This is a genomic window from Azospirillum sp. TSH100 (genome assembly GCF_004923295.1).
Lineage (GTDB): Bacteria > Pseudomonadota > Alphaproteobacteria > Azospirillales > Azospirillaceae > Azospirillum.
The window spans coordinates 87,579-106,740 of the sequence record NZ_CP039636.1; the positions used below are offsets into that span (position 1 = coordinate 87,579).

At 68.7% G+C, this 19,162-nt stretch carries 19 protein-coding genes; 8 read left to right on the plus strand and 11 right to left on the minus strand.

Annotated elements, in window-relative coordinates; translation table 11 throughout:
• The 3 genes from E6C72_RS18185 to pabB are packed head-to-tail and all read left to right on the plus strand — an operon-like array spanning position 1 to position 3,044.
• The gene (locus E6C72_RS18185) at positions 1 to 885 is read left to right on the plus strand and encodes a proline/glycine betaine ABC transporter permease (RefSeq protein WP_109085691.1); all 885 of its coding nucleotides are present in this window, start codon (positions 1 to 3) and stop codon (positions 883 to 885) included.
• Entirely contained in the window at positions 882 to 1,589 is a 708-nt protein-coding gene (locus E6C72_RS18190) for a GNAT family N-acetyltransferase (RefSeq protein WP_109085690.1), read from the plus strand. Before E6C72_RS18185 ends, E6C72_RS18190 begins: the two co-directional genes overlap by 4 nt.
• A 3-nt stretch (positions 1,590 to 1,592) precedes the next feature.
• Positions 1,593 to 3,044, plus strand: a complete 1,452-nt coding sequence (gene pabB / locus E6C72_RS18195; RefSeq protein ID WP_109085689.1) for an aminodeoxychorismate synthase component I — start codon at positions 1,593 to 1,595, stop codon at positions 3,042 to 3,044.
• An 89-nt stretch (positions 3,045 to 3,133) separates the two neighbouring features.
• Here pabB and E6C72_RS18200 read toward each other — a convergent pair whose 3' ends face one another.
• The 4 genes from E6C72_RS18200 to E6C72_RS18215 form a co-directional block, all read right to left on the minus strand.
• On the minus strand, positions 3,134 to 4,207 hold the full coding sequence (locus E6C72_RS18200; RefSeq protein WP_109085688.1) for an HAD family hydrolase: 1,074 nt from the start codon (positions 4,205 to 4,207) through the stop codon (positions 3,134 to 3,136).
• A gap of 237 nt (positions 4,208 to 4,444) precedes the next feature.
• Positions 4,445 to 4,927 carry a GreA/GreB family elongation factor gene (locus tag E6C72_RS18205; RefSeq protein ID WP_109085687.1) on the minus strand — a complete coding sequence of 161 codons (483 nt, stop codon included), beginning with the start codon at positions 4,925 to 4,927 and terminating at the stop codon, positions 4,445 to 4,447.
• Between the two features lie 10 nt (positions 4,928 to 4,937).
• Entirely contained in the window at positions 4,938 to 5,972 is a 1,035-nt protein-coding gene (locus E6C72_RS18210; RefSeq protein ID WP_109085686.1) for a hydantoinase/oxoprolinase family protein, read from the minus strand.
• Positions 5,965 to 6,942 carry an ATP-grasp domain-containing protein gene (locus tag E6C72_RS18215; RefSeq protein WP_109085685.1) on the minus strand — a complete coding sequence of 326 codons (978 nt, stop codon included), beginning with the start codon at positions 6,940 to 6,942 and terminating at the stop codon, positions 5,965 to 5,967. Before E6C72_RS18215 ends, E6C72_RS18210 begins: the two co-directional genes overlap by 8 nt.
• Between E6C72_RS18215 and E6C72_RS18220 the strand changes: the two genes are divergently transcribed.
• Positions 6,941 to 7,669: a HisA/HisF-related TIM barrel protein gene (locus E6C72_RS18220; RefSeq protein ID WP_109085684.1), complete on the plus strand. Its 729-nt coding sequence runs from the start codon at positions 6,941 to 6,943 to the stop codon at positions 7,667 to 7,669. The genes E6C72_RS18215 and E6C72_RS18220 overlap by 2 nt on opposite strands.
• Here the strand turns inward: E6C72_RS18220 and fae are convergent.
• From fae to E6C72_RS18255, 7 genes are all read right to left on the minus strand, one after another.
• Positions 7,648 to 8,136, minus strand: coding sequence for a formaldehyde-activating enzyme (gene fae, locus E6C72_RS18225; protein WP_247875691.1), 489 nt, complete (start codon positions 8,134 to 8,136; stop codon positions 7,648 to 7,650). The two genes, E6C72_RS18220 and fae, sit on opposite strands and share 22 nt — an antisense overlap.
• Positions 8,031 to 9,107, minus strand: a complete 1,077-nt coding sequence (locus E6C72_RS32320; protein WP_247875690.1) for a triphosphoribosyl-dephospho-CoA synthase — start codon at positions 9,105 to 9,107, stop codon at positions 8,031 to 8,033. The genes fae and E6C72_RS32320 overlap by 106 nt, the downstream gene beginning before the upstream one ends.
• Positions 9,104 to 10,021, minus strand: a complete 918-nt coding sequence (locus E6C72_RS18235) for a RimK family alpha-L-glutamate ligase (protein ID WP_109085682.1) — start codon at positions 10,019 to 10,021, stop codon at positions 9,104 to 9,106. The genes E6C72_RS32320 and E6C72_RS18235 overlap by 4 nt, the downstream gene beginning before the upstream one ends.
• 10 nt (positions 10,022 to 10,031) lie before the next feature.
• Positions 10,032 to 10,997 (minus strand): methenyltetrahydromethanopterin cyclohydrolase, encoded by a 966-nt coding sequence (gene mch / locus E6C72_RS18240; protein ID WP_109085681.1) that lies wholly within the window; start codon positions 10,995 to 10,997, stop codon positions 10,032 to 10,034.
• Positions 10,972 to 12,135 (minus strand): ATP-grasp domain-containing protein, encoded by a 1,164-nt coding sequence (locus E6C72_RS18245; protein ID WP_247875689.1) that lies wholly within the window; start codon positions 12,133 to 12,135, stop codon positions 10,972 to 10,974. The genes mch and E6C72_RS18245 overlap by 26 nt, the downstream gene beginning before the upstream one ends.
• Positions 12,132 to 12,938, minus strand: a complete 807-nt coding sequence (locus E6C72_RS18250; RefSeq protein ID WP_247882159.1) for a methylenetetrahydromethanopterin dehydrogenase — start codon at positions 12,936 to 12,938, stop codon at positions 12,132 to 12,134. Before E6C72_RS18250 ends, E6C72_RS18245 begins: the two co-directional genes overlap by 4 nt.
• 146 nt (positions 12,939 to 13,084) lie before the next feature.
• Positions 13,085 to 14,098: a beta-ribofuranosylaminobenzene 5'-phosphate synthase family protein gene (locus E6C72_RS18255; protein WP_247875688.1), complete on the minus strand. Its 1,014-nt coding sequence runs from the start codon at positions 14,096 to 14,098 to the stop codon at positions 13,085 to 13,087.
• Positions 14,099 to 14,340: 242 nt separating this feature from the next.
• On the opposite strand from E6C72_RS18255, the gene E6C72_RS18260 reads away from it, so the two are divergent.
• The 4 genes from E6C72_RS18260 to E6C72_RS18275 are packed head-to-tail and all read left to right on the plus strand — an operon-like array spanning position 14,341 to position 19,034.
• On the plus strand, positions 14,341 to 15,651 hold the full coding sequence (locus E6C72_RS18260; RefSeq protein WP_109085677.1) for a formylmethanofuran dehydrogenase: 1,311 nt from the start codon (positions 14,341 to 14,343) through the stop codon (positions 15,649 to 15,651).
• Positions 15,644 to 17,332, plus strand: coding sequence for a formylmethanofuran dehydrogenase subunit A (locus E6C72_RS18265; protein ID WP_109085676.1), 1,689 nt, complete (start codon positions 15,644 to 15,646; stop codon positions 17,330 to 17,332). The genes E6C72_RS18260 and E6C72_RS18265 overlap by 8 nt, the downstream gene beginning before the upstream one ends.
• Positions 17,323 to 18,228 carry a formylmethanofuran--tetrahydromethanopterin N-formyltransferase gene (gene fhcD / locus E6C72_RS18270; protein WP_109085675.1) on the plus strand — a complete coding sequence of 302 codons (906 nt, stop codon included), beginning with the start codon at positions 17,323 to 17,325 and terminating at the stop codon, positions 18,226 to 18,228. The genes E6C72_RS18265 and fhcD overlap by 10 nt, the downstream gene beginning before the upstream one ends.
• A complete protein-coding gene (locus E6C72_RS18275) occupies positions 18,225 to 19,034 on the plus strand; it encodes a formylmethanofuran dehydrogenase subunit C (protein ID WP_109085674.1) in 810 nt (269 codons plus the stop codon). Before fhcD ends, E6C72_RS18275 begins: the two co-directional genes overlap by 4 nt.
• Positions 19,035 to 19,162 lie beyond the last annotated feature (128 nt).

Below are 19,162 nucleotides of genomic sequence, written 5' to 3' on the forward strand. Positions count from 1 at the left end.
ATGGATTTCGAAATCAGAATCGGCAAATGGGTCGAGGATCTGGTCACCTTCATGCTCGACCATTTCCAATCGACCTTCGACGCGATCTCGACGGTGGTGAACGGCTTCGGCGGCGCCATCGACTTTGTCCTGGTCGGGGCGCCGGCCTGGCTGCTGATCGGGCTGATCGTCGCGGTCTCCCTCTGGCGGGTCGGGGTCGGCTTCGCCGTCTTCACCGTGGCGTCCCTGCTGCTGATCGCCGGCATGGGGCTGTGGACGGAGACGGCCTCAACCCTCGGTCTGGTGCTGACCTCCACCCTGCTCTGCCTGCTGATCGGCGTGCCGCTGGGCGTTTGGATGGCCCGCAACCGCGTGGTCGAAAGCATCGTCCGCACCACGCTGGACTTCATGCAGACCATGCCGGCCTTCGTCTATCTGATCCCGGCCGTGATGTTCTTCGGGCTCGGCCGGGTGCCGGGCATCCTCGCCACCGTGATCTTCGCCATGCCTCCTGCCGTGCGCCTGACATCGCTCGGCATCCAGCAGGTTCCGGCCGAGATCGTCGAGGCCGGCAAGGCCTTCGGCTGCCATGACCGTCAGCTTCTGTTCAAGGTGCAGTTGCCGAACGCCCTGCCCTCGATCATGGCCGGGGTCAACCAGACCATGATGATGGCGCTGTCGATGATCGTCATCGCCTCGATGATCGGCGCCGGCGGCCTGGGCAACGTGGTGTTGCAGGGCATCCAGCGGCTGGACATTGCGCTCGGCTTTGAAAGCGGGCTGAGTGTCGTGCTGCTGGCGATCATCCTCGACCGCATCACCCAGAGCTTCGGCCGGACCGCCGTCGCTCCGCGCCCGGCACGCTTCGCGTTCCTGCGCCGGTTCCTGCCGGTGCCGGCACGGTGAGCGCGGGGGCTCTCCCGGAAGGGGGCTTCGCCGCCGCTCTTCCGGCGCGGCCCCTGTCACCTGAGGGACGGCAGCTGCGGGTCGACATGCAGGCGGGCGACATCTGGGTGCAACGTCTCGCCGGGGCCACCCTGGCCGACGGGCTGGAGGAGCTGGCGGCCCTGCGGCTGGCTGTGCTGGGCGAGTTCCCTTACCTCTACCCGGGGTCGGCCGCCTACGAGGAACGCTATCTGTCGGACCTTGGCAGCCTGTCGGACGGCCTCATCCTGGCCGCCTTCGACGGCAACCGCATGATCGCGGCCGTCACCGGCGCGCCGCTCGACCAGGAACTGGACGCCTTGCGCGACCCCTTCGCCCATGCCGGCCGCGATCCGCACTCGATCTTCTATTTCGGCGAGGTCGTGGTCCTGCCCTCCCACCGCGGCCGCGGCATCGGGACCACGCTGCTTGAGATCGGCGAAGCCCATATCCGCGACGCCGACCGCTACGCATCCGCCGCCTTCGGCGAGATCGTACGATCGACCGACCATCCCCGCCGCCCGAAGACATACCGGACACCCGATGGAACATGGCGGCGGCTGGGCTATCGGCTGGAGCCGGAGATCGGCGGCACCCTGTCCTGGTGCGACGCCTGCGACCGCGAGGAGACCGCCAAGCCCCTGCGCTTCTGGGTGAAGCCCCTCGCCACCGACATCGGAGCGTGACCCATGCCGCAGGATGGCCTTGTCTTTGACCTTCCGGCCGGGGAAAGCGCGGACGACGCGTGTCCACTGCTGATCCGCGAGATCCCCTACCGCGATCCGGTCGCCGCCTTCGCTCCCTGGTCCAGCCGGCCTTTCGCCACGCTTCTGCACAGTGCCGCGGCGGCCGGAGGCCGAGGCCGGTGGAGCATCATCGCCGCCGAACCCTTCCGCACCATCGAAGCCCGCGACGGCTGCATCACCGTGGACGGCCATGCGGTGGACGGCGATCCCTTCACAGTGCTGGAACGGCAACTGGAGGCCCACCGCCTCTCCCTCCCCTCCGACCTGCCCGTCCCCTTCGCCGGCGGCGCCGTGGGCTTCCTCGGCTATGAGCTGGGACAGGTGCTGGAACGGCTGCCGGCACGCCATGGCGACGACACCGGCCTGCCGGACATGGCCTTCGGTCTCTATGACACCGTCATCGTCTTCGATGAACAGGAACGGCGCGGCTGGATCCTGTCCAGCGGCTTTCCCGAGCGCAGCCCGGTCGGGCGCCGCATCCAGGCCGCACGGCGTCTTCACGCCTTCGCCGAACTCCTGGAAGCAGCGCCCAACATTTTGCCGCCGCCCTCTCCCGCCACCGCCGTCTGGCGGCCGGAGATCGGGCGCGACGAGTACTGCCGTCAAGTGGAGCAGGTGCTGGAGTACATCCGCGCGGGCGACATCTTCCAGGCCAACTTCACCAGCCGATTCCTGGCCGACCGACCGGACGGCCTGTCGGTCCTCGACCTCTACCGCCGCCTGCTGGCGCTCAGCCCGGCTCCCTTCGCGGCCTGCCTGTCGCTGCCCGGCGGCACCGGTCTGGCCAGCGCCTCGCCCGAGCGCTTCATCCGGCTGCATGCCGACGGCCGGATGGAAACCCGCCCGATCAAGGGAACCCGCCCACGTGGCGCCACGGCGGAAGAGGATGACGCCCTGGCCGAGGAGCTTGAGCACAGCGTCAAGGACCGCGCCGAGAATCTGATGATCACCGACCTGCTGCGCAACGACATCGGCCGTGTGGCGCGCATCGGCAGCGTCAAGGTGCCGGTCCTGTGCGGGGTGGAGCGCTTCGCCTCCGTCCATCATCTGGTGTCGGTGATCGAGGGGCGGTTGAAGCCGGGATTGGGGCCGGTCGATCTGCTGCGCGCCACCTTCCCCGGCGGCTCGATCACCGGCGCGCCGAAGATCCGCGCCATGGAGATCATCGACGAGCTTGAATCCTCGCGGCGCGGCGCCTATTGCGGCTCGGTAGCCTGGATCGGCTTCGACGGCGCGATGGACAGCAGCATCGTCATCCGCACCCTGACCATCACACCCGACAGGGTCATCGCCCAGGCCGGCGGCGGCATCGTCGCCGATTCCGATCCGGGACATGAGCATAACGAGATGATGGTGAAGATCCGTCCGCTGCTGCGCGCGCTGGATGGCGGCTGATCGCAATGGAGCGGTCAAGCAAAGGCCCCGGCCGTCAAAACGGTCGGGGCCTTCGTGCTTTCAGGGATGGTCGTCAACAGCCGCCGATGTCACTGGATATCGTTCGGCTGGACGACGACCCAGTTCCGGTCGGCGAGGACCGGCAGATTCTGCGCCGCCTGACCGGCGGCGGCGGTTTCCCACATCTGCTTGATCTGCTTCATGTACTTGTCCTTGCGGTTGACCCAGACCCGCATGCCACCGTTCGCCGCGTCGGTGGAATGGAGCAGCATGTAGCCATCGCTGGTCGGGGTATCGCCCGCCACCAGCACCGGCTTCTTCCACTGGTCGATGTAGGTGAGGATCGCCGCGTGCTTGCCGGCGAACCAGGTCAGCGGCGCCCACAGATAGGTGCCGAGCTCCAGGTCCATCGTCTTCGCCCAGTCGTATTTTCCCTCGGCGATCAGCTTGCGCGCCGTGGTAACCTCGCCGGTGGCGCGGTTCTTCAGCAGCATGGTGACGCCGATGACGTTCTGCGGCTTGATGTTGTAGCCGTATTTCGGATCGGACAGGACCATCCGGACCAGTTCCTCGCTGGCGGCGGTAACCACATAGACCTCGATCCCGTTGGCGGTCAGATGGTTCACCAACTCCTGCTGGCCGGTGTAGAATTTGGGCGGGCTGATCTCGACAGTCTTGACCGCGTCGCCGTCGTAATAGGTGGCGGGTATCGGCTTGCCGTCGGCCAGCATCTCGTCGACGAAGCCCTTCAACTGGGTCAGGGTGAAGCCGGAGAAGATCTGCGCCACCCAGGGATAGCACACCTGATCGTCGATCTCGCACAGCCGGTAATAATAGCTGTTGAGGCTTTCCTTGTGCCCGTTCACGTCCTTGAACGGGATGATCTTCAAGGAGGGATCCATGCTCTCGCGCGACAGAACGCCCTTGCGCTCCAGATAGGGCAGCAGGGATTCCTCAAGGTCGTAGCGGTAGAGCGTGTTGTCGGCGTCGAACACCGCGTAGGCGCCCTTGCCGGCATTGGCGGCCACCAGCGTCTTGAGGCTCCCGGCCGCCTCCGCCGGCCAATGCGCGAGCGGTTGGGGGGTGCCCGATTGGGCCATGGCCGCCAGCGGGGCCATCGCGACCATGCCCGCAAGCAATGCGGACCGGAAAAGCGTCTTCATCTGCGCCCTTTCTTTCCCTGTTCAAAGACACGATTCTTCGAGACCGGAACCACTATGTTGGAGTGGTACCGACTGTTCTGGGTATTACCCCGAACTGCCCAAAATTTTTCAGTTGAGAGGCACAGTTTATGACAGTTTAGTTACGCATGTCTACTGAATCTAATTTTGCAGACCCGTCGTAGATTGGCCCGAACCCGTCGCCCACACAGAAGAATTTCTAGGAATTCCTGTGAACGGTCAGTTTGGCGAGACCGAACGGATGGCGAGGGATAGCAGGCCATCCCGGCGCGGCCAGTCCACCACGTCGCCGGCCCGCCCCCCGATCAGGGCCTCACCCAACGGCGATTGCCAGCTGATACGGCCGGCGGCGGGATCGGCCTCCTCCCCGCCCACCAGCGTGAAGGTCCATTGCCGCCCGTTCTCATCTTCGGCGACGATGACGGAGCCGAAACCGGCCTCTTCCGCCGGGCCGGCCGGGCGGACCACGACGGCGGCGGCCAGACGCGCGCGCAGCAGGTCGGCCCGCCGCTTGGCGCTGCTCATCGCCTGCCGGTCCTCCGGCGCATCGGAACCGCGCAATCTCGCGATGTCCGCATCGGCTGCGGCAAGTTCCTCCTGCCAGGCGGCGATGGTGGCAGCGGACACATGCAGGGGTCCGTTGATCTGCGGCAGCAGCCCCTCGGTTTCGGCGTCGCTTTCCTTGACGAAGGCGCGGCTCATCCTTGTGCCCTCACCCGAGCAGCGCCATGGCGGCGGCCGGGGCGCAACTGGCGACCCAGCCCTGACCGGGAGCGCCCACAACGTCACAGAAATCCCGATAGGGGCGGCCGAGCCGGGCAGCCACCTCCTTCACCACCGCACGGCCGACGCCGGCCCCGACCACCGGTGCCTCGTCCGGAAGAGGCGGTGCTGCGGCCGACAAGACACGACAGGCGGCGTCGTGAATGCGGCGCAACTGGCGTTCGGTCAGATCGCCGGCCATCGCCCGCCACACCGCCGGATCATAGTCGCCGGCATCATGCCCGACCATGCGGGCCAGACGGCGCCGGCTGGCCTCGACCGTCTTCGCGCCGTTGTCTGCGGCAGGGTGCTGGTCCGCGGCCTCGTCCAGCCGGCCGAGCACACGGTAGAGGTCGGCGCTGGTGGCGAAATATTCGGCCATCATCGGCAGGCGCTCGCCCGCGACCAGGGCGGTGCGCTCCATCGCCATCACCGCCGTGCGGGTCAGCCCGGTATAGAGCAGTTCCTCCACCGCCATCCGCTCGTGATCGGTGACGCCGCGCGCCGCCACCTCACCGTAGCGCACCGGCACGATGTCCGTGGTGGTGCTGCCCATGTCGACCAGCAGAGCCGCCGGCAGGCGCCGGGCGACCACGGCGGCGGTTGCCATCCAGTTGGCCGAGGCCACCTCCATCACCTGTCCACGCGCCTCCCGGGGCGACAGAAGCCCGCGGCGGCCGGCATAGACGCGCAGGCGTCCCTGCGGCAGGGCCGCCGCCATCCGGTCGATCAGCGTGTGCACGCCCTGGGTGCGGTCGTCGAACAGGTCGACCAGCTCGCCGGTCATCGTCACCACATGGTCGGCGTCGGCCGGCAGCCGCTCCAGCACGGTCGCGAGCGCTGCGTCCAGTTCCGCCAGGCCTTGCCAGAGCCGGCACGGCACCTGCACCGCATCGCGCAGCTGGCCGTTCTCCGCCCAGGCGGCCTTCAGGTGGGCGCCGCCGATGTCCCAGCCGATCACGGTCGATCCGACTTTGTCAGACATGCGCCCCCTCCCGGCCCGCATCGGCCGATGTGGTGTTGAACAGAGCCAGAATGTCGCGGGCCGGATTCCAGCCCAGCACCCGCGACAGCCCGGAATAGCCGACGGACAGGCGCGGGTTCACCTCAACAACAACCGGGCCGTCAGGCCGGTCGATGAGGTCGACGGCGACATAGCCGATCAGCCCCGGAATCGCGGCGGCGATGGCGCGGGCCAGCGGTTCCCAGGCGGCACGGCGGTGCTCCATCGCCCCGACCTCCACGCCATGGAAGGAGAAGCTCCCGTCCCCACGCCCCACCTTTTGCCGGTTGCAGCCGAGCAGCCGCACCCCGCCGGCAGCGTCGACCAGCATCGACAGGCTGCACGCCTCCCCCTCCACCAGCGGCTGGACGATCCAGCGGCCGGAATGGGGCGGGTGCCAGGCGGCAATGTCGTCGACGATGAAGGTGTCGAGGCAGCCGGCGCCATCGTCCGGCTTCACCACATGGCGGACGGCAGGCGACGGCATAGTGCCGAAAGGAACGGTGGGAATGGTCGCGATGCCATGGGCGGCCAGCCGGGCCGCCGTCGCCGTCTTCGACGATGCGAGCGCGATGGCGTCGGAAGCGCAGGCGACCACCGTCCGGCCGGTGTTGCGGAACAGGGCGGCGACATGGCCCAGCTGCCCGTCGCTTTCCGGCGCGATCGGCCAGACCGCATCGCACAGCGCGGCGGCCGTGCGCCAGCGCGCCTCCGGATCCTCGCCCGGCGCCACCGGGAACAGGGCGACCCGGTCGGACGGAAAGGACGGCGGGGAAAGCCGGTTGTCCCAGCACAGCGTGACGTGTATTCCCTCCAGCGCGACCAGATCGCCGACGAGGGCAGCGACCATCGCGTTTGCCTCATCCATCAAATCCGTCGGAAGCGGCCCGTTGCACAGCGCGCCGCCGGTGACATACTCGCAGACCAGAATCCGACGAAGGCTGTTCTCCATGGACATCGTTCCCGTCATCGACCTGCTGGGCGGGCAGGTGGTTCATGCCAAGCGGGGGGAGCGCGACCGCTACCGCCCCATCGAAAGCGCGCTGACCGTTGGATCGGCACCGCAGGATATCGTGGTCGCGCTGCTGGCGCTGCAACCCTTCCGCGCCTGCTATGTCGCCGATCTCGACGCGATCCGCGGAAACGGAGATCATCGAACCATCGTGGCCGATCTCCAGGCGCGTTGGCCAGAGGTCGCCTTCTGGGTCGATGCCGGGCTGGCGACGCCGGACGATTGCCGCCGCTGGCTCGATGCCGGTCTCCTCCATCTGGTGATCGGCAGCGAAAGCCAGAGCGACGGCAAAACGCTGGAGGCGGCGCAGGCCCTGACCGGCGAGGACCGGGTGGCGCTGTCGCTGGATCTCCGGCGGGGCGAAGCGCTGGGACCGGCGGTGCTGCATGAGGATGCCGGCCGCTGGCCCCAACGGGTGATCGCCATGACGCTGGACCGGGTCGGTTCGGGCGAAGGTCCGGACCTGGACCGCATCGTCACACTGGCGGCCCGACGCCCGGGGGTTCGGGTGTGGGGAGCCGGCGGCGTGCGCGATGCGGCGGATCTGGAGGCGCTGGCCACGCACGGCGCCGATGCCGTGCTGGTGGCCAGCGCGCTCCACGACCGGCGCCTCGACGCCGAGACGCTCGCCCGCTTCGTCTCCGGTCAGGAGGCGGCGAACGGGTGAACCGCGGCGGCCATGCCGTCCAGCATCTCCTGGGCGGTCGGGCTGCCGGCGATGGCGCGCTTCAGCGCCAGCTTGGTGGCCTCGTGGTTGTAGTCCTGGATCTTGCGGTCGTCCTCCGCCTGCCAGTGGATGAAGACGCCGACGGAGATGAACAGCTCGTCGGCCTCGTCCGCCGGAATGGTGCCGTCCTGGACGCATTCGGCGACGGCCAGGGCGACGGCGCGCTGGGCCGGGCCGAACATCTGCACGGCCTGCTTGGCGTTCTTGATCGTCACCTTGTTGAACATGACCGTGGACGGCTTGACCATCAGGTTCGGCGCCAGCACGGCCAGCAGGCCGTTCACGCCTTCCTTCTGGTTGGTCAGGGTCTGGCAGAAGGCGGTTTCGGCGGCACTGCCGCGCGGACCGATGATGAGATCGATGTGAGCGACCTCGTTGCCGTCGCCCACCAGAGCTTCGCCGACCATAACCTTGTCGATCTTAGGCATTGCGCATCCCTTGCGATGGTTGGTTTGAAAAGGCTCCGCCGGTTGTCGTCCGGCGGCCACGGTCCGGCCGGCAATTCGCCGGCCAGCCGAAGCACGAACAGGCAGGCCACCGTCAGGTCGGCGGAGGTGCCCGGATTGAGGCCGCGGCGCTTCAGCGCGCGGTCGAAAGCGAGAAGGCGGCGCGCTGCGCCCGAATGGCCGCCGAATGCCGGACCGACGGCGAGGCGCCGCTCCAGCCGGAAGGCCTGGTCCCGCACCCGCTCCGCGACAGCCGCGCCATGCTTGCGGGCGATATGGGTGTCGGGGTGGAGCGCCATGAATCCCAGATGGATGGCGCTTGCCGCCTCTGCCGGACTGGCGCCGCGACGCAGGGCCGAGCGGCCGCGGGCGACGCCGAAGGCGAAGACATCGGCAAAGGCGGTGGCGTACTGCCGAGCAATCGAATCACGGTCGGCCGCAGTCGCCATGGCGGCCCGCAGGTCGATCCGCGGCGCCTCGGCGACGTCATGCTGAGGGGCCTCGCCCAACCCGGCCGGCAGCGCAACGCGGATGGCCGCGAAGGCGTCGGCTGCATCGGCGACGCTCAACCCGTCGAGCACCCGCGCCAGCCTCAGCCGCAACGGCTCCCCCTTGTCGCGGCACAGCGCCGCGGCGGCGAGCGGCGCCAACAGCAGGACGATGCCGAGGTTGGTGTTGCAGCCGGCAACGCCCCGCGTCGCCTCGACAGCGCGCAGGATCGTCTCCCCCACCCGGTGGCCCGGCGTGGCGAGGATCGGGGCTATGGCGGCGGCGCTGTCCAGGAACTGCGTCACGGTCATGCCGTGGCCCTCGGCATGGATGTGGACGTTGCCTGGCTTCAACGCCATCAACTCCAGCCGGCAGGCGGTGAACACGGCCTCCTCGACCATTGTCCGGCAGTCACTCCCGGGGGTCGGCAACAGGGCGCTCATCCCACCCTCCGCGCGTCCGCCGACATTGGCGAGGCCGACGCCAGACGGTCCAGGACCAGATCGGCCAGAGCCTGCGCCACATCGACCGGCGTCACCGCCTGAAGGCCGCGCCATGCCGGCATGCTGTTGACCTCCAGCACCAGGAACCGGCCGTCCGGGGCACGGATCACATCCACCCCGGCATAATCGGTGCCGACGGCGGCGGCGGCGGCAACCGCCAGATCGCCCAGCACACCGCCCGGACTGGCGGGATGGCAGCGCGCGCCCTGCTTGACGTTGGTGATCCAGTGGTCGCCCTGGCGGACCATGGCGGCCAGCGGCCGCCCATCCACCACGAAGACGCGCCAGTCGAACCAGCCGCCGTCGGCCGCGCCGACATACTCCTGCAAATGGTAGGTGCCGGCGACTTCCTCTGGGCCGGGCAGCGTCATGCCAGGATCGAGCCGCCGCAGCCCCTTGCCCTGCGACCCGAACAGCGGCTTCAGCACCGCCGCCCGGCCATCGGCATGGAGGTCGGCCAGGATCGTGGATGCCTGGACAGGATCGGCGACGGTCCAGGTGCGCGGCGTAGGAACTCCGGCGGCGGCCAGCCGGAAGGCGGTGGCGCTCTTGTCGACGCAGCGCTCGATGGAGGCCGGGTTGTTGGCGACCGGCACACCGCCATGGACCAGCGCATGCAGCACGCCGAGCCGCAGCGTCACCTGTTCGAAACTGCCGGCGGAGATGGTGCGGACCAGACAGGCGTCGGGCAGTCCGCCATCGAAACCGGGAATCAACGGCCCGTCCGGACCGAAACCGCAGGCGCTGAGCGACACCGGCACCGCCTTGGCGCCACGGCAGGCCAAGGCGCCGGTCAGCCGCCGGGTGTGCCAGTCGGCGCCGTCCACGAAGATGGCGATGCGGGTCCGTCCCATCGTCCAGCCCCTAACCGCCGATGCCGAAGGAGCGGTCGAGCAGCGCCGGCGCCAGCGCCCCGGCGCTGAAGCTCCGGCCGCTCTCGAAGGCGGTGACGATCACGCGGGCTGGGCTGAACAGCATCGGGTCGATCTTGAAGAAGTCGTAGCCGCTTGCCGCGAACAGGTCGGCGAAGGGGCGGCCATAGTCGGCGGAGGCCGAACTGGGCAGGCGGGCCGCCAGATCGGCCGCGTCGTCGTCCGGCCCATCGACCAGCAGATGGACGCTGCCGCCGAACAGGATGGCGTCGTTGGTCCGCCCCATCGCCTGGACGAAGTCGCGCCCCGGCGGCGGCAACGGGGCGCAGCCGACGCCGTCGCGCACCCGCTCCAGCGGGAAATGCAAGGCGTGCAGCTTGTGCAAGCCCACTTCCAGCACGCGGGCGACGATCTGGACGATTCCGGCCGGGCTGCGGGTCGGCGTCAGGATCAGGGTCACGCGCTCCGCCGGCACGCCGCAATCGCGCGCCACCTTCTCCACCACCGAGGACGGCGGCCGCTTGTCGGTCTCCAGCACCAGGACGGCACGGTCGGCCATGTCGCGATAGCCAAGCTCGGCGTACAGCGGCTCCTTGACCGCCAGGGCGCGGCCGGGACCGGACCCCAGGGCCGAGAATTTCTCGCCCGACAGGCTCCAGCCGGCATATTGGCTACCGAGACAGGCGAGGACCGGATCGGCGGCACCCACCGTCACCTGCGCCGGCCAATGGGCGAAGGGGGAGTCCATGCCGATGCGCACATTGCCGGCGCCGCCCAGGCAAATCTCGGCGATGCGGCGGCCGGCCTCCAGGCTGCCGGGCCGGTCGATGCCGGCATCGATCACGGTGCAGCCGGCGGGATGCTGCTCCACACCGATCCGCAGCATGGCGGCGTCGGCCACCAGCGCGTGGACCAAGGGGGCGGCAAGCCGGTTAACGCTGAAGGGAAGCGAGGACATCGGCGGTCTTCTCCAAATGACAGGCCGGCGGAGTGCAATCCGCGATGATGCGTTCAATGCGGCGGGACAGGCGCCGCCGCGCCTCCTCCTCGTCCTCGCCCCAGGCGGTGACACTGCACAGCGGCTGTCCGGCCTCTATGGCGCTGCCGGGGCGGGGCAGGTCGGCGCACCAGGGAGCCCAGACGCATTTTTCCGGCACCGTCAGGGCTGCCGGGGCGTAGGCCACCGCTCCGGCGATGACGCCCGGACGCGGCGTCCCCAGGCTCCAGTTGCGTCCGGCTGCGGCGTCGAGATGGGCACGCATCACCCCGCCCTGCCGGTGGCGTTCGAGCAGGTCGAGCGTGGCGCCCGGACGCGGATTGACCTCCAGCACCGTCACCGCGTCGCCGTCGACCAGCAGGTCCAGGCTGTTCAGCCCGACCAGACCGAATGCCGTCACGATGCGGCGCGCGGTCTCCGCCAGTCGGTCGGCCAGCACCGTCGGCACCGTCGCCGGCAGCACTGCCCCGCCATAGCGGAATGGCGCATCGGGTGCCGGATCGGCCCATTGCCGGCTGACCGCCACCAGTTCGCACCGGCCGGACCGGTCGGCGATAAAGGCGACGGAGGTTGGCCGGCCCGCCATCCGCCGTTGCAGGTAATGCCCGCCCGACAGCGGACCGCCATCCCAGGGCACGATGTGCCAGCCCCCGGCCGCCCCGCTGCGCTTGACCAGCCACTCTTCCGCCACGGCGCTTTCGGGCGCTTCGGTCCGCGTGTCCGGATGCGAGACGCCCAGCTCTTCAAGCCCCAGCGTCGCCAGCCGCGCAGCGAAATTGGCCGGATCCTTGACCCCCCGCACCACCTCCGGTCCATTGCCAAGCAGGCGGTAGGAACCGGCCTCGATCAGGGCGGCCAGCAGGTCCGGTGCCTGTTCGAATCCCGATCCGACCACCAGAGCGCCGCCCGGCGGAGCCAGTTCCAGAGCGGCGGCGATCATCGCCTCCCCATCGAAGCCGGCGACGGGATCGCCCGCGATGCGGCGGGCAGGCGCCGGCAGGTCGGCATCGCCGAACTGGTCCAGCGTCGCCACGACGGCGCCGGTGCGCGCCACCGCTTGGGCGATGGCCCGGCCCGACAGGGCGGCAACCAGGATCACGCCGCTTTCCGGCATTGGGCGCGGGCCAGGGCGAAGGCATCGTCGAAAGCCAGATAGGCCGGCTTCGCCGCCTCGCGCATCGCCTTGAACAGGCCATGCTGGGTCTTGAACTTCACGTTGCCGATCGCGAGCGCACCGATGCCGACCGCATCCGTCCCCTCAATGGGCGCGCCATCGCTGAAGGCATCCACCCCCTCCACGCCTGCCGGCGGCACGGCATTGACGTCGGCCACCACCCGCACGGACGGGGCGGCGGCGATCTGTGCGCGGCTCAGCACCTGCACGCCGGCGCGGGCCACCGCCAGCACGACATCGGTCTCCGCCAGGATGGCGGCCTTGTGCGCGTCGGTGGACCCGTCCACCGCGCCCAGCGTCACACCGAACCGCTGGAGGTAGGAGGCCGCCCGCTCCGCAACGGACGCCGCGCCATCATGGCCGACCAGCCGCACCGATGCACCGGCACGGGCCGCCAGCACCGCCGCGACACCGCCCACCGGTCCCTTGCCGCCGAACACCGCAACCCGCGCCCCGGCCAAACCCATCCCAACCGTCTCAAGCTGGGCCTCGACCTTCGCGATCATCGCCGCGGCGGTGGTGTAGGCGCCCGACGGATCGGCGAAGACCGAGATTTCGAATGGCGGAACCATGGCCTTTCGCGCTGCCTCCAGCATGTCCAGTGCCTTCAGGATGTCGCGGCCGGCGATGAACAAGCCGGTCCGCTTGGCGTCGCCCGGCGCCCGCGAGAATATCATGTCCTGGACAAGACCCGGAACTTCACCAGTCTCGACGTTGGTATATGGCACGACAACGCCATATCCGGCATCGCAGGCCATGTTGATGTCGAATGGACTGACCGCCTTTACCGGAGTAATGGCATGTATGATATAGGGCTTTTCCATGAAACGAAGTCCTTGGTTCGCTTCATGGCACTGTCTTTCACCCCACAATCTCACGCTGTCTTTTTTGCGACTGTTTCATATCCGGCAGCGACCGTGCCGTGGCCGGAGAAAGTCTCCACCACCGCGCCGCGATTCCGCCCCCGGCAGACGACCAAACGCAGATTGGTCCGCGTTCGCCATCGTGCCCGCGCATCCTCTGCGGCGCGCTCTGCCGATCCGGCATCGCCGAAGATCCCGAAACCGGTCGGCCCCCAGGAACTCTGTCCCACTCCCGTCGCGCCCACCGACGGCAACCAACGCAGCACCTCAGCCACATCCGGACTGCTGAAACGGCCGCCCTGGGCCGGGGCGAAATGGTCGCCGACCACGCTCTGCAATTCCGTCACTGCGGCACCGAATCGCACCACATCCACTTCCGCCAGCGCCGGCAACCCGACCATCAGCGCCAGCCGACACAGATAGGCCGCCTTGTCGGCCGGAAAGGGCGGCAGATCGCGGAAGGCGACCGTCTCGGCCGTGCCGGACAGCCCGCGGTTGGCGTCGTCGAACACCAGCAGCATCCGCCAAGCCTCCGGCAGAGCCATCCGGCTGATGACCGGTGGCGGCTCGTCGAGCGCACCCTTGCCGCCATCCAGAATGACGCCACCCTGTTCGAAGGCTCCCACCCCGATGCCCGACCGTGCCCCACGATCCAGCAGACTGGCGACCCGACGCGGCGGCAGCGGCCGGTCGGTCATCGCCGACAGCCCCGCCCCTACGGCCAGCGCCAACTGGGTGCCGGACCCCAGCCCGGAATGGGAAGGGATCGTCCGGCCCAGGCGCAGGGCAAAGCGGTTCTCCACCTCCAGCGCGCCGCACAGCCGGTCGAGATAGTCCCGCGCGCGGCTGACCGAGCGGTCCGGACCGCCCCCTACCGGGTCGCCTCGTGTCAGCGCCAATTCCGTTCCCAGCCCATCGAGCGTCAGGCCCAGGCTGCCGAAGCGCCGGCCCAGCCCGCCCTCCATGTCAAGGAACCCGAGATGCAGACGGGCCGGCACCTCTACCCGCACCATGTCGACCGTCATGCGCTGTTCGCCGCAAATCATGGCCTACCTGTCGCAAAAGCCAAGGCGACCAGCCGCCTTTCGGACATAATAAAATCGATAGCGATAAAATCAATGAGAACGACAATACAAAACGGATTTTTCGCAGTATACCAAAGTAAATACACCTATTTGCGCCGCCTCTTTTCGGAAAAAGAGGCGTCACTTTATATTTTTCATTATAAAATCTCGCCACGCTCGACATCATCTGCGGGGTTTAGGACATGGATGACGAACTCGGCGGGAGCGATCTCCCGCCGCCATTGAGCGATGTCGTTTGCCCGTTCTGCGCCATGGCCTGCGACGACCTTGTGGTCGCACGCGATCAGGCCGGGCAGCTCAGGGTGACCGCCAACGGCTGCGCACGGGCGCGCACCCTGTTCGCCCTTCCGGCATTGCCGGCCCACTGTTTCATAAGGGGCCGCGCCGCATCGCTCGACGACGCGCTGGATGCTGCGGCGGCATTGCTGCGAAACGCCGGCTCTCCGGCCGTCGGGGGACTGGCCGCCGATACCGAAGGGGTTTCCGCTGCGCTGGCGCTGGCGGAACGGCTGGGAGCGGTGGTCGACCACGCGGCGTCCGATAGCCTGTTCCACGGCCTGCGCGCCTTGCAGGTTACCGGCGCGATGACCGCGACCTTCGGCGAACTGCGCAACCGCGCCGACCTGTTCGTGCTGTTCGGAACCGAGTTCGACCGTCACGCCCCCCGTCTGTTCGACCGCATCGTCCATCCGCCGACCGCGCTGTTCCGCGCGGCCGGTGCTGCAAGCGGATTTCTGATCGGTCCCGGCGACGGCGCGGCACCGGAAGGCTTCGAGCGCCTGACCGCCGAACTGATCCATGCCCCCGCCATCGCCGCCGCCCTGTCCCAACTGGTGGTCGGCGAAAACCCGCGTGGGGACCGCGTTGGCGGCATCGCAATGGAGGATCTCGCCCGTGTCGCCACCGCATTGCGCGAGGCGCGCTTCGGTGTCGTCGGCTGGATCGCCGCCACGCTGGACCCGGCGGCCGGCGATGTCGCCATCGAAGCCTTCAACCGTCTGGTCGTGACCGCCAACGCCTCCACCCGCTGCGCCGGACTGCCTTTGGGGGGCAAGGGCAACGCGCTGGGCGCCAATTACGTGTGCGCCTGGCAGTATGGCATGCCGCTTCGCTCCCGTCTGGGAGCCGGGCCGCCGGAGCACGACCCCTTGCGCTACCGGCTGAAAAGCCTGCTGGCAGAGGGCGGGATCGATGCGCTAGTCTGGCTGTCGGCCCTGAACGGCGCCGAGGTGCCGGACACCCGGACGCCGATGGTCGTGCTCGCCCGCCCCGGACAGCCCCTGCCCTATGATCCGGAGGTGCTGATTCCGGTCGCCATCCCCGGTCTCGACCATGCCGGCAGCATTCACCGCGGCGACGGCGTCGCCGCCCTGCCCCTACGCCGCCTGCGAACCGCCACCTTGCCGACCGCTGCGGCGGTGTTGAATGCTCTGCTCGACCGGCTGCCCGCCTCCCCTCATCCCGCCCTGTTCCGGGAGACAGCGCATGTCTGACGCCTACACCCTGCTTCGCGGCGGCCGCATCTGCGATCCGACCGGGACCGCGGACGGTGACAGCCTGGGCGACCTGTATCTGAAGGACGGCCGCATCGCCGCCCCGCCTCCCGACGGTGCCCGGATCGGCGAGGTGATCGACCTGGACGGCCGCATCGTCATGGCTGGCGCCATCGACATCCACAGCCACATCGGCGGCGGCAAGGTAAACCTCGCCCGCCTGCTGCTGCCGGAGGAGCATCGCCAGCACGGCAGCGCCCCGGACGGCCTGCGGCGGTCGGGAAGCGGCCTGTTCACCCCGTCCAGCTTCGTCACCGGCTACCGCTATGCCGAGATGGGATACACGGCTGCGTTCGAGCCGGCGATGCTGCCGTCCAACGCGCGCCACACCCATCTGGAGCTGGCCGACGTCCCGATCATCGACAAGGGCTGCTACGCCGTCCTCGGCAACGACGATTTCCTGCTGGAACGGCTGGCCGCCGGGGCGACGCAGTCGGAGGTCAACGACTATGTCGCCTGGATCCTGCACGCGACCCAGGCGGTCGGCGTCAAGGTGGTGAATCCCGGCGGCATCAGCGCCTTCAAGTTCAACCAGCGCCGCCTGGATCTCGACGAGGCGCATCCCCATTACGGCATCACGCCGCGCCACATCCTGACCACGCTGGCCACGTCGCTGTCCGACCTCGGAGTGCCGCATCCGCTGCACATCCATTGCAACAATCTGGGCATCCCCGGCAATGAATCGGTGACGCGCGACACCATCGCGGCACTCGACGGGCTGCCCGCCCACCTGACCCACCTGCAATTCCACAGCTATGGGACGGAGGGCGACCGCCGCTTCTCCTCGGCCGCCGCCGAGATCGCGGAGACGGTGAACCGCAGCCCGAACATCTCGGTCGATGTGGGCCAGATCGTCTTCGGCCAGACCATCACGGCGTCGGCCGACATCATGTCGCAGTTCCGCAACAGCGGTCTCGCCAGCCCGCGCAAATGGGTTTGCACCGACATCGAATGCGACGGCGGCTGCGGGCTGGTGCCGTTCCGCTATCGTGACAAAGCCTTCGTTAACGCCCTGCAATGGGCGATCGGGCTGGAGCTGTTCCTGCTGATCGAGGATCCCTGGCGGGTCTATCTGACCACCGACCATCCGAACGGCGGACCCTTCACCAGCTATCCGCACCTGATCCGGCTGCTGATGGACCGCAGCTTCCGCAACGAGCAGCTGGCGCGGATCAACCCCGATGTGGCGGCGCACAGCCGGCTCGGCTCCATCGACCGCGAATACACGCTGGAGGAGATCGCCATCATGACCCGCGCCGGCCCCGCCCGTGTGCTGGGGCTGCGCGAGCGCGGACATCTACGCCCCGGCGCGGTCGCCGACGTGGTGGTCTATGACGACCTGCCCGACCGCGAGGCGATGTTCGCGGCACCTGCCTGGGTGTTCAAGAACGGCCGGCAGGTGGCGCGCAACGGCGCGCTGACCGCGACGGGCTGGGGTGACACCATCGTCGTCAGGCCGGAGTTCGATTCCGCCATCGAGCGGCGGCTGAAGCCCTGGTTCGAGAATCATCAGACCGTGCGGCTGGGCAATTTCCGCATCGCCGATGGCGAGATCCTCGACCATGGCCGCGGCGGCCTGTCCATCGTTCCGACCCTGACGGCGTCCGACTCATGCTTCTGAACGGCATCCACATCGAAAACACCTATGCCGAGGCCTTCGACATGAAGGCGACCCGGCTGATCGTGACCGCCGACACCCTGACCTGGGCTCGCCATGCCGGCATGGCGGCGACCGGCTTCGCCACCTCGGTCATCGCCTGCGGCTGCGAAGCCGGGATTGAGCGGGAGCTGGCACCGGATGAGACCCCCGACGGGCGCCCCGGCGTCGCCCTTCTGTTCTTCGCCACCGGGCGCAGCGTGCTGGGCAAGCAGGTGGAGACCCGGCTCGGCCAATGTATCCTCACCTGTCCCGGCACCGCCTGCTTCTCCGGCGTTCCGCGCGGAGCGAAGGAGGATCTGATCCCGATGGGGCAGAAGCTGCGCTATTTTGGCGACGGCCAGCAGATGTCGAAGCTGCTGGGCGGCCGACGCTATTGGCGCATCCCGGTGATGGACGGCGAGTTCCTGTGCGAGGAATCGAGCTGGAGCGTCCCAGCGGTCGGCGGCGGCAATATTCTGATTCTCGCCGATGCCCGGATGGCGGCGCTGGAGGCGGCGGAGGCCGCGGCGGACGCCATGCGCGCCGTGCCCAACGTGGTGCTGCCCTTCCCCGGCGGTGTCGTCCGCTCCGGCTCCAAGGTCGGGGCGAAGTACAAAGGGATGCCGGCCTCCACCAACGACGCCTATTGCCCGACCCTGCGCGGCCTGCCCCGCTCCCGCCTGCCGGCGGAGGTGGAATCGGTGCTGGAAATCGTCATCGACGGGCTGACCGCCACCGACGTGGCGGCGGCCACCACGGCCGGGCTGAAATGCCTGATCGAGCGGGGGCGCGCCTCCGGCATCTGGGGCATCACCGCCGGCAATTACGGCGGCAAGCTGGGCCGCCACCATTTCCACCTTCACGAGCTGCTGCCATGAGCGTGCTGAGCTTCCGTCTGAAAGGCCCGCTGACCGGCCGCATCGACGCCTCTCCCCTCCTGCCGCACCGGCTGGCGGCGCTGGACTTGTCGGAAATCGCCGCCCTTCCGCTACGGCTCGGCCGCGGGCATGTCGCAGTCGCCGAACTGTTCAACCTGTCAGGCAGCCCCGGAGACGTCATCGAGTTCGACGGGGACGACCGGCTCGATTTCGTCGGGGCGGGCCTGACCGGCGGCACCATCCGGGTCGCCGGACCGGTCGGCCACCGCGCCGGCACCGGCATGAGCGCCGGTGCCCTCCTGGTGGAGGGATCGGCCGGGCTGGCGGCCGGGGCCGCCATGCGCGGCGGGGTGCTGTCCATTGGCGGCGATGCCGGCAATGGGCTGGGGGGCGCCCTGCCCGGCGAGCGCGCGGGAATGACCGGGGGACGGATCATGGTCCAGGGCAGTTGCGGCGACCGGGTCGGGGAGCGCATGCGCCGCGGGCTGATCGCCGTCGGCGGCGATGCCGGCGCCTATGCCGCCCTGCACATGAATGCCGGCAGCCTGCTGATCGGCGGCAGCCCCGGCCCATTCACCGGCCATGGCATGCGCAATGGAACCATCCTGTTCCGCGGCGAGATCGCTCCGCTGCCGGGGTTCGCCGATTGCGGTCTCAACAAGCTGCCCTTCCTGTCGCTTCTGGACAATCACCTGTCCGAACTGGATGGTGTTCCGCCCGCCTGCCGTGGCATGACCGGACGGGCGCGCCGCTGGCTGGGCGACCGCGGCTTCGGCGGACGCGGCGAACTGCTCGCCTGCCTTTGACCGCGTTCGGCGCCAAAGTTCATGCGGGATCATCCGTTTGGGGAATGCATGACTACCTCGCCGGCTGATAATATCCTTCGCACATCCGGATGATTGGCATAGAAAACAATCCCGACTCGATCAACGTC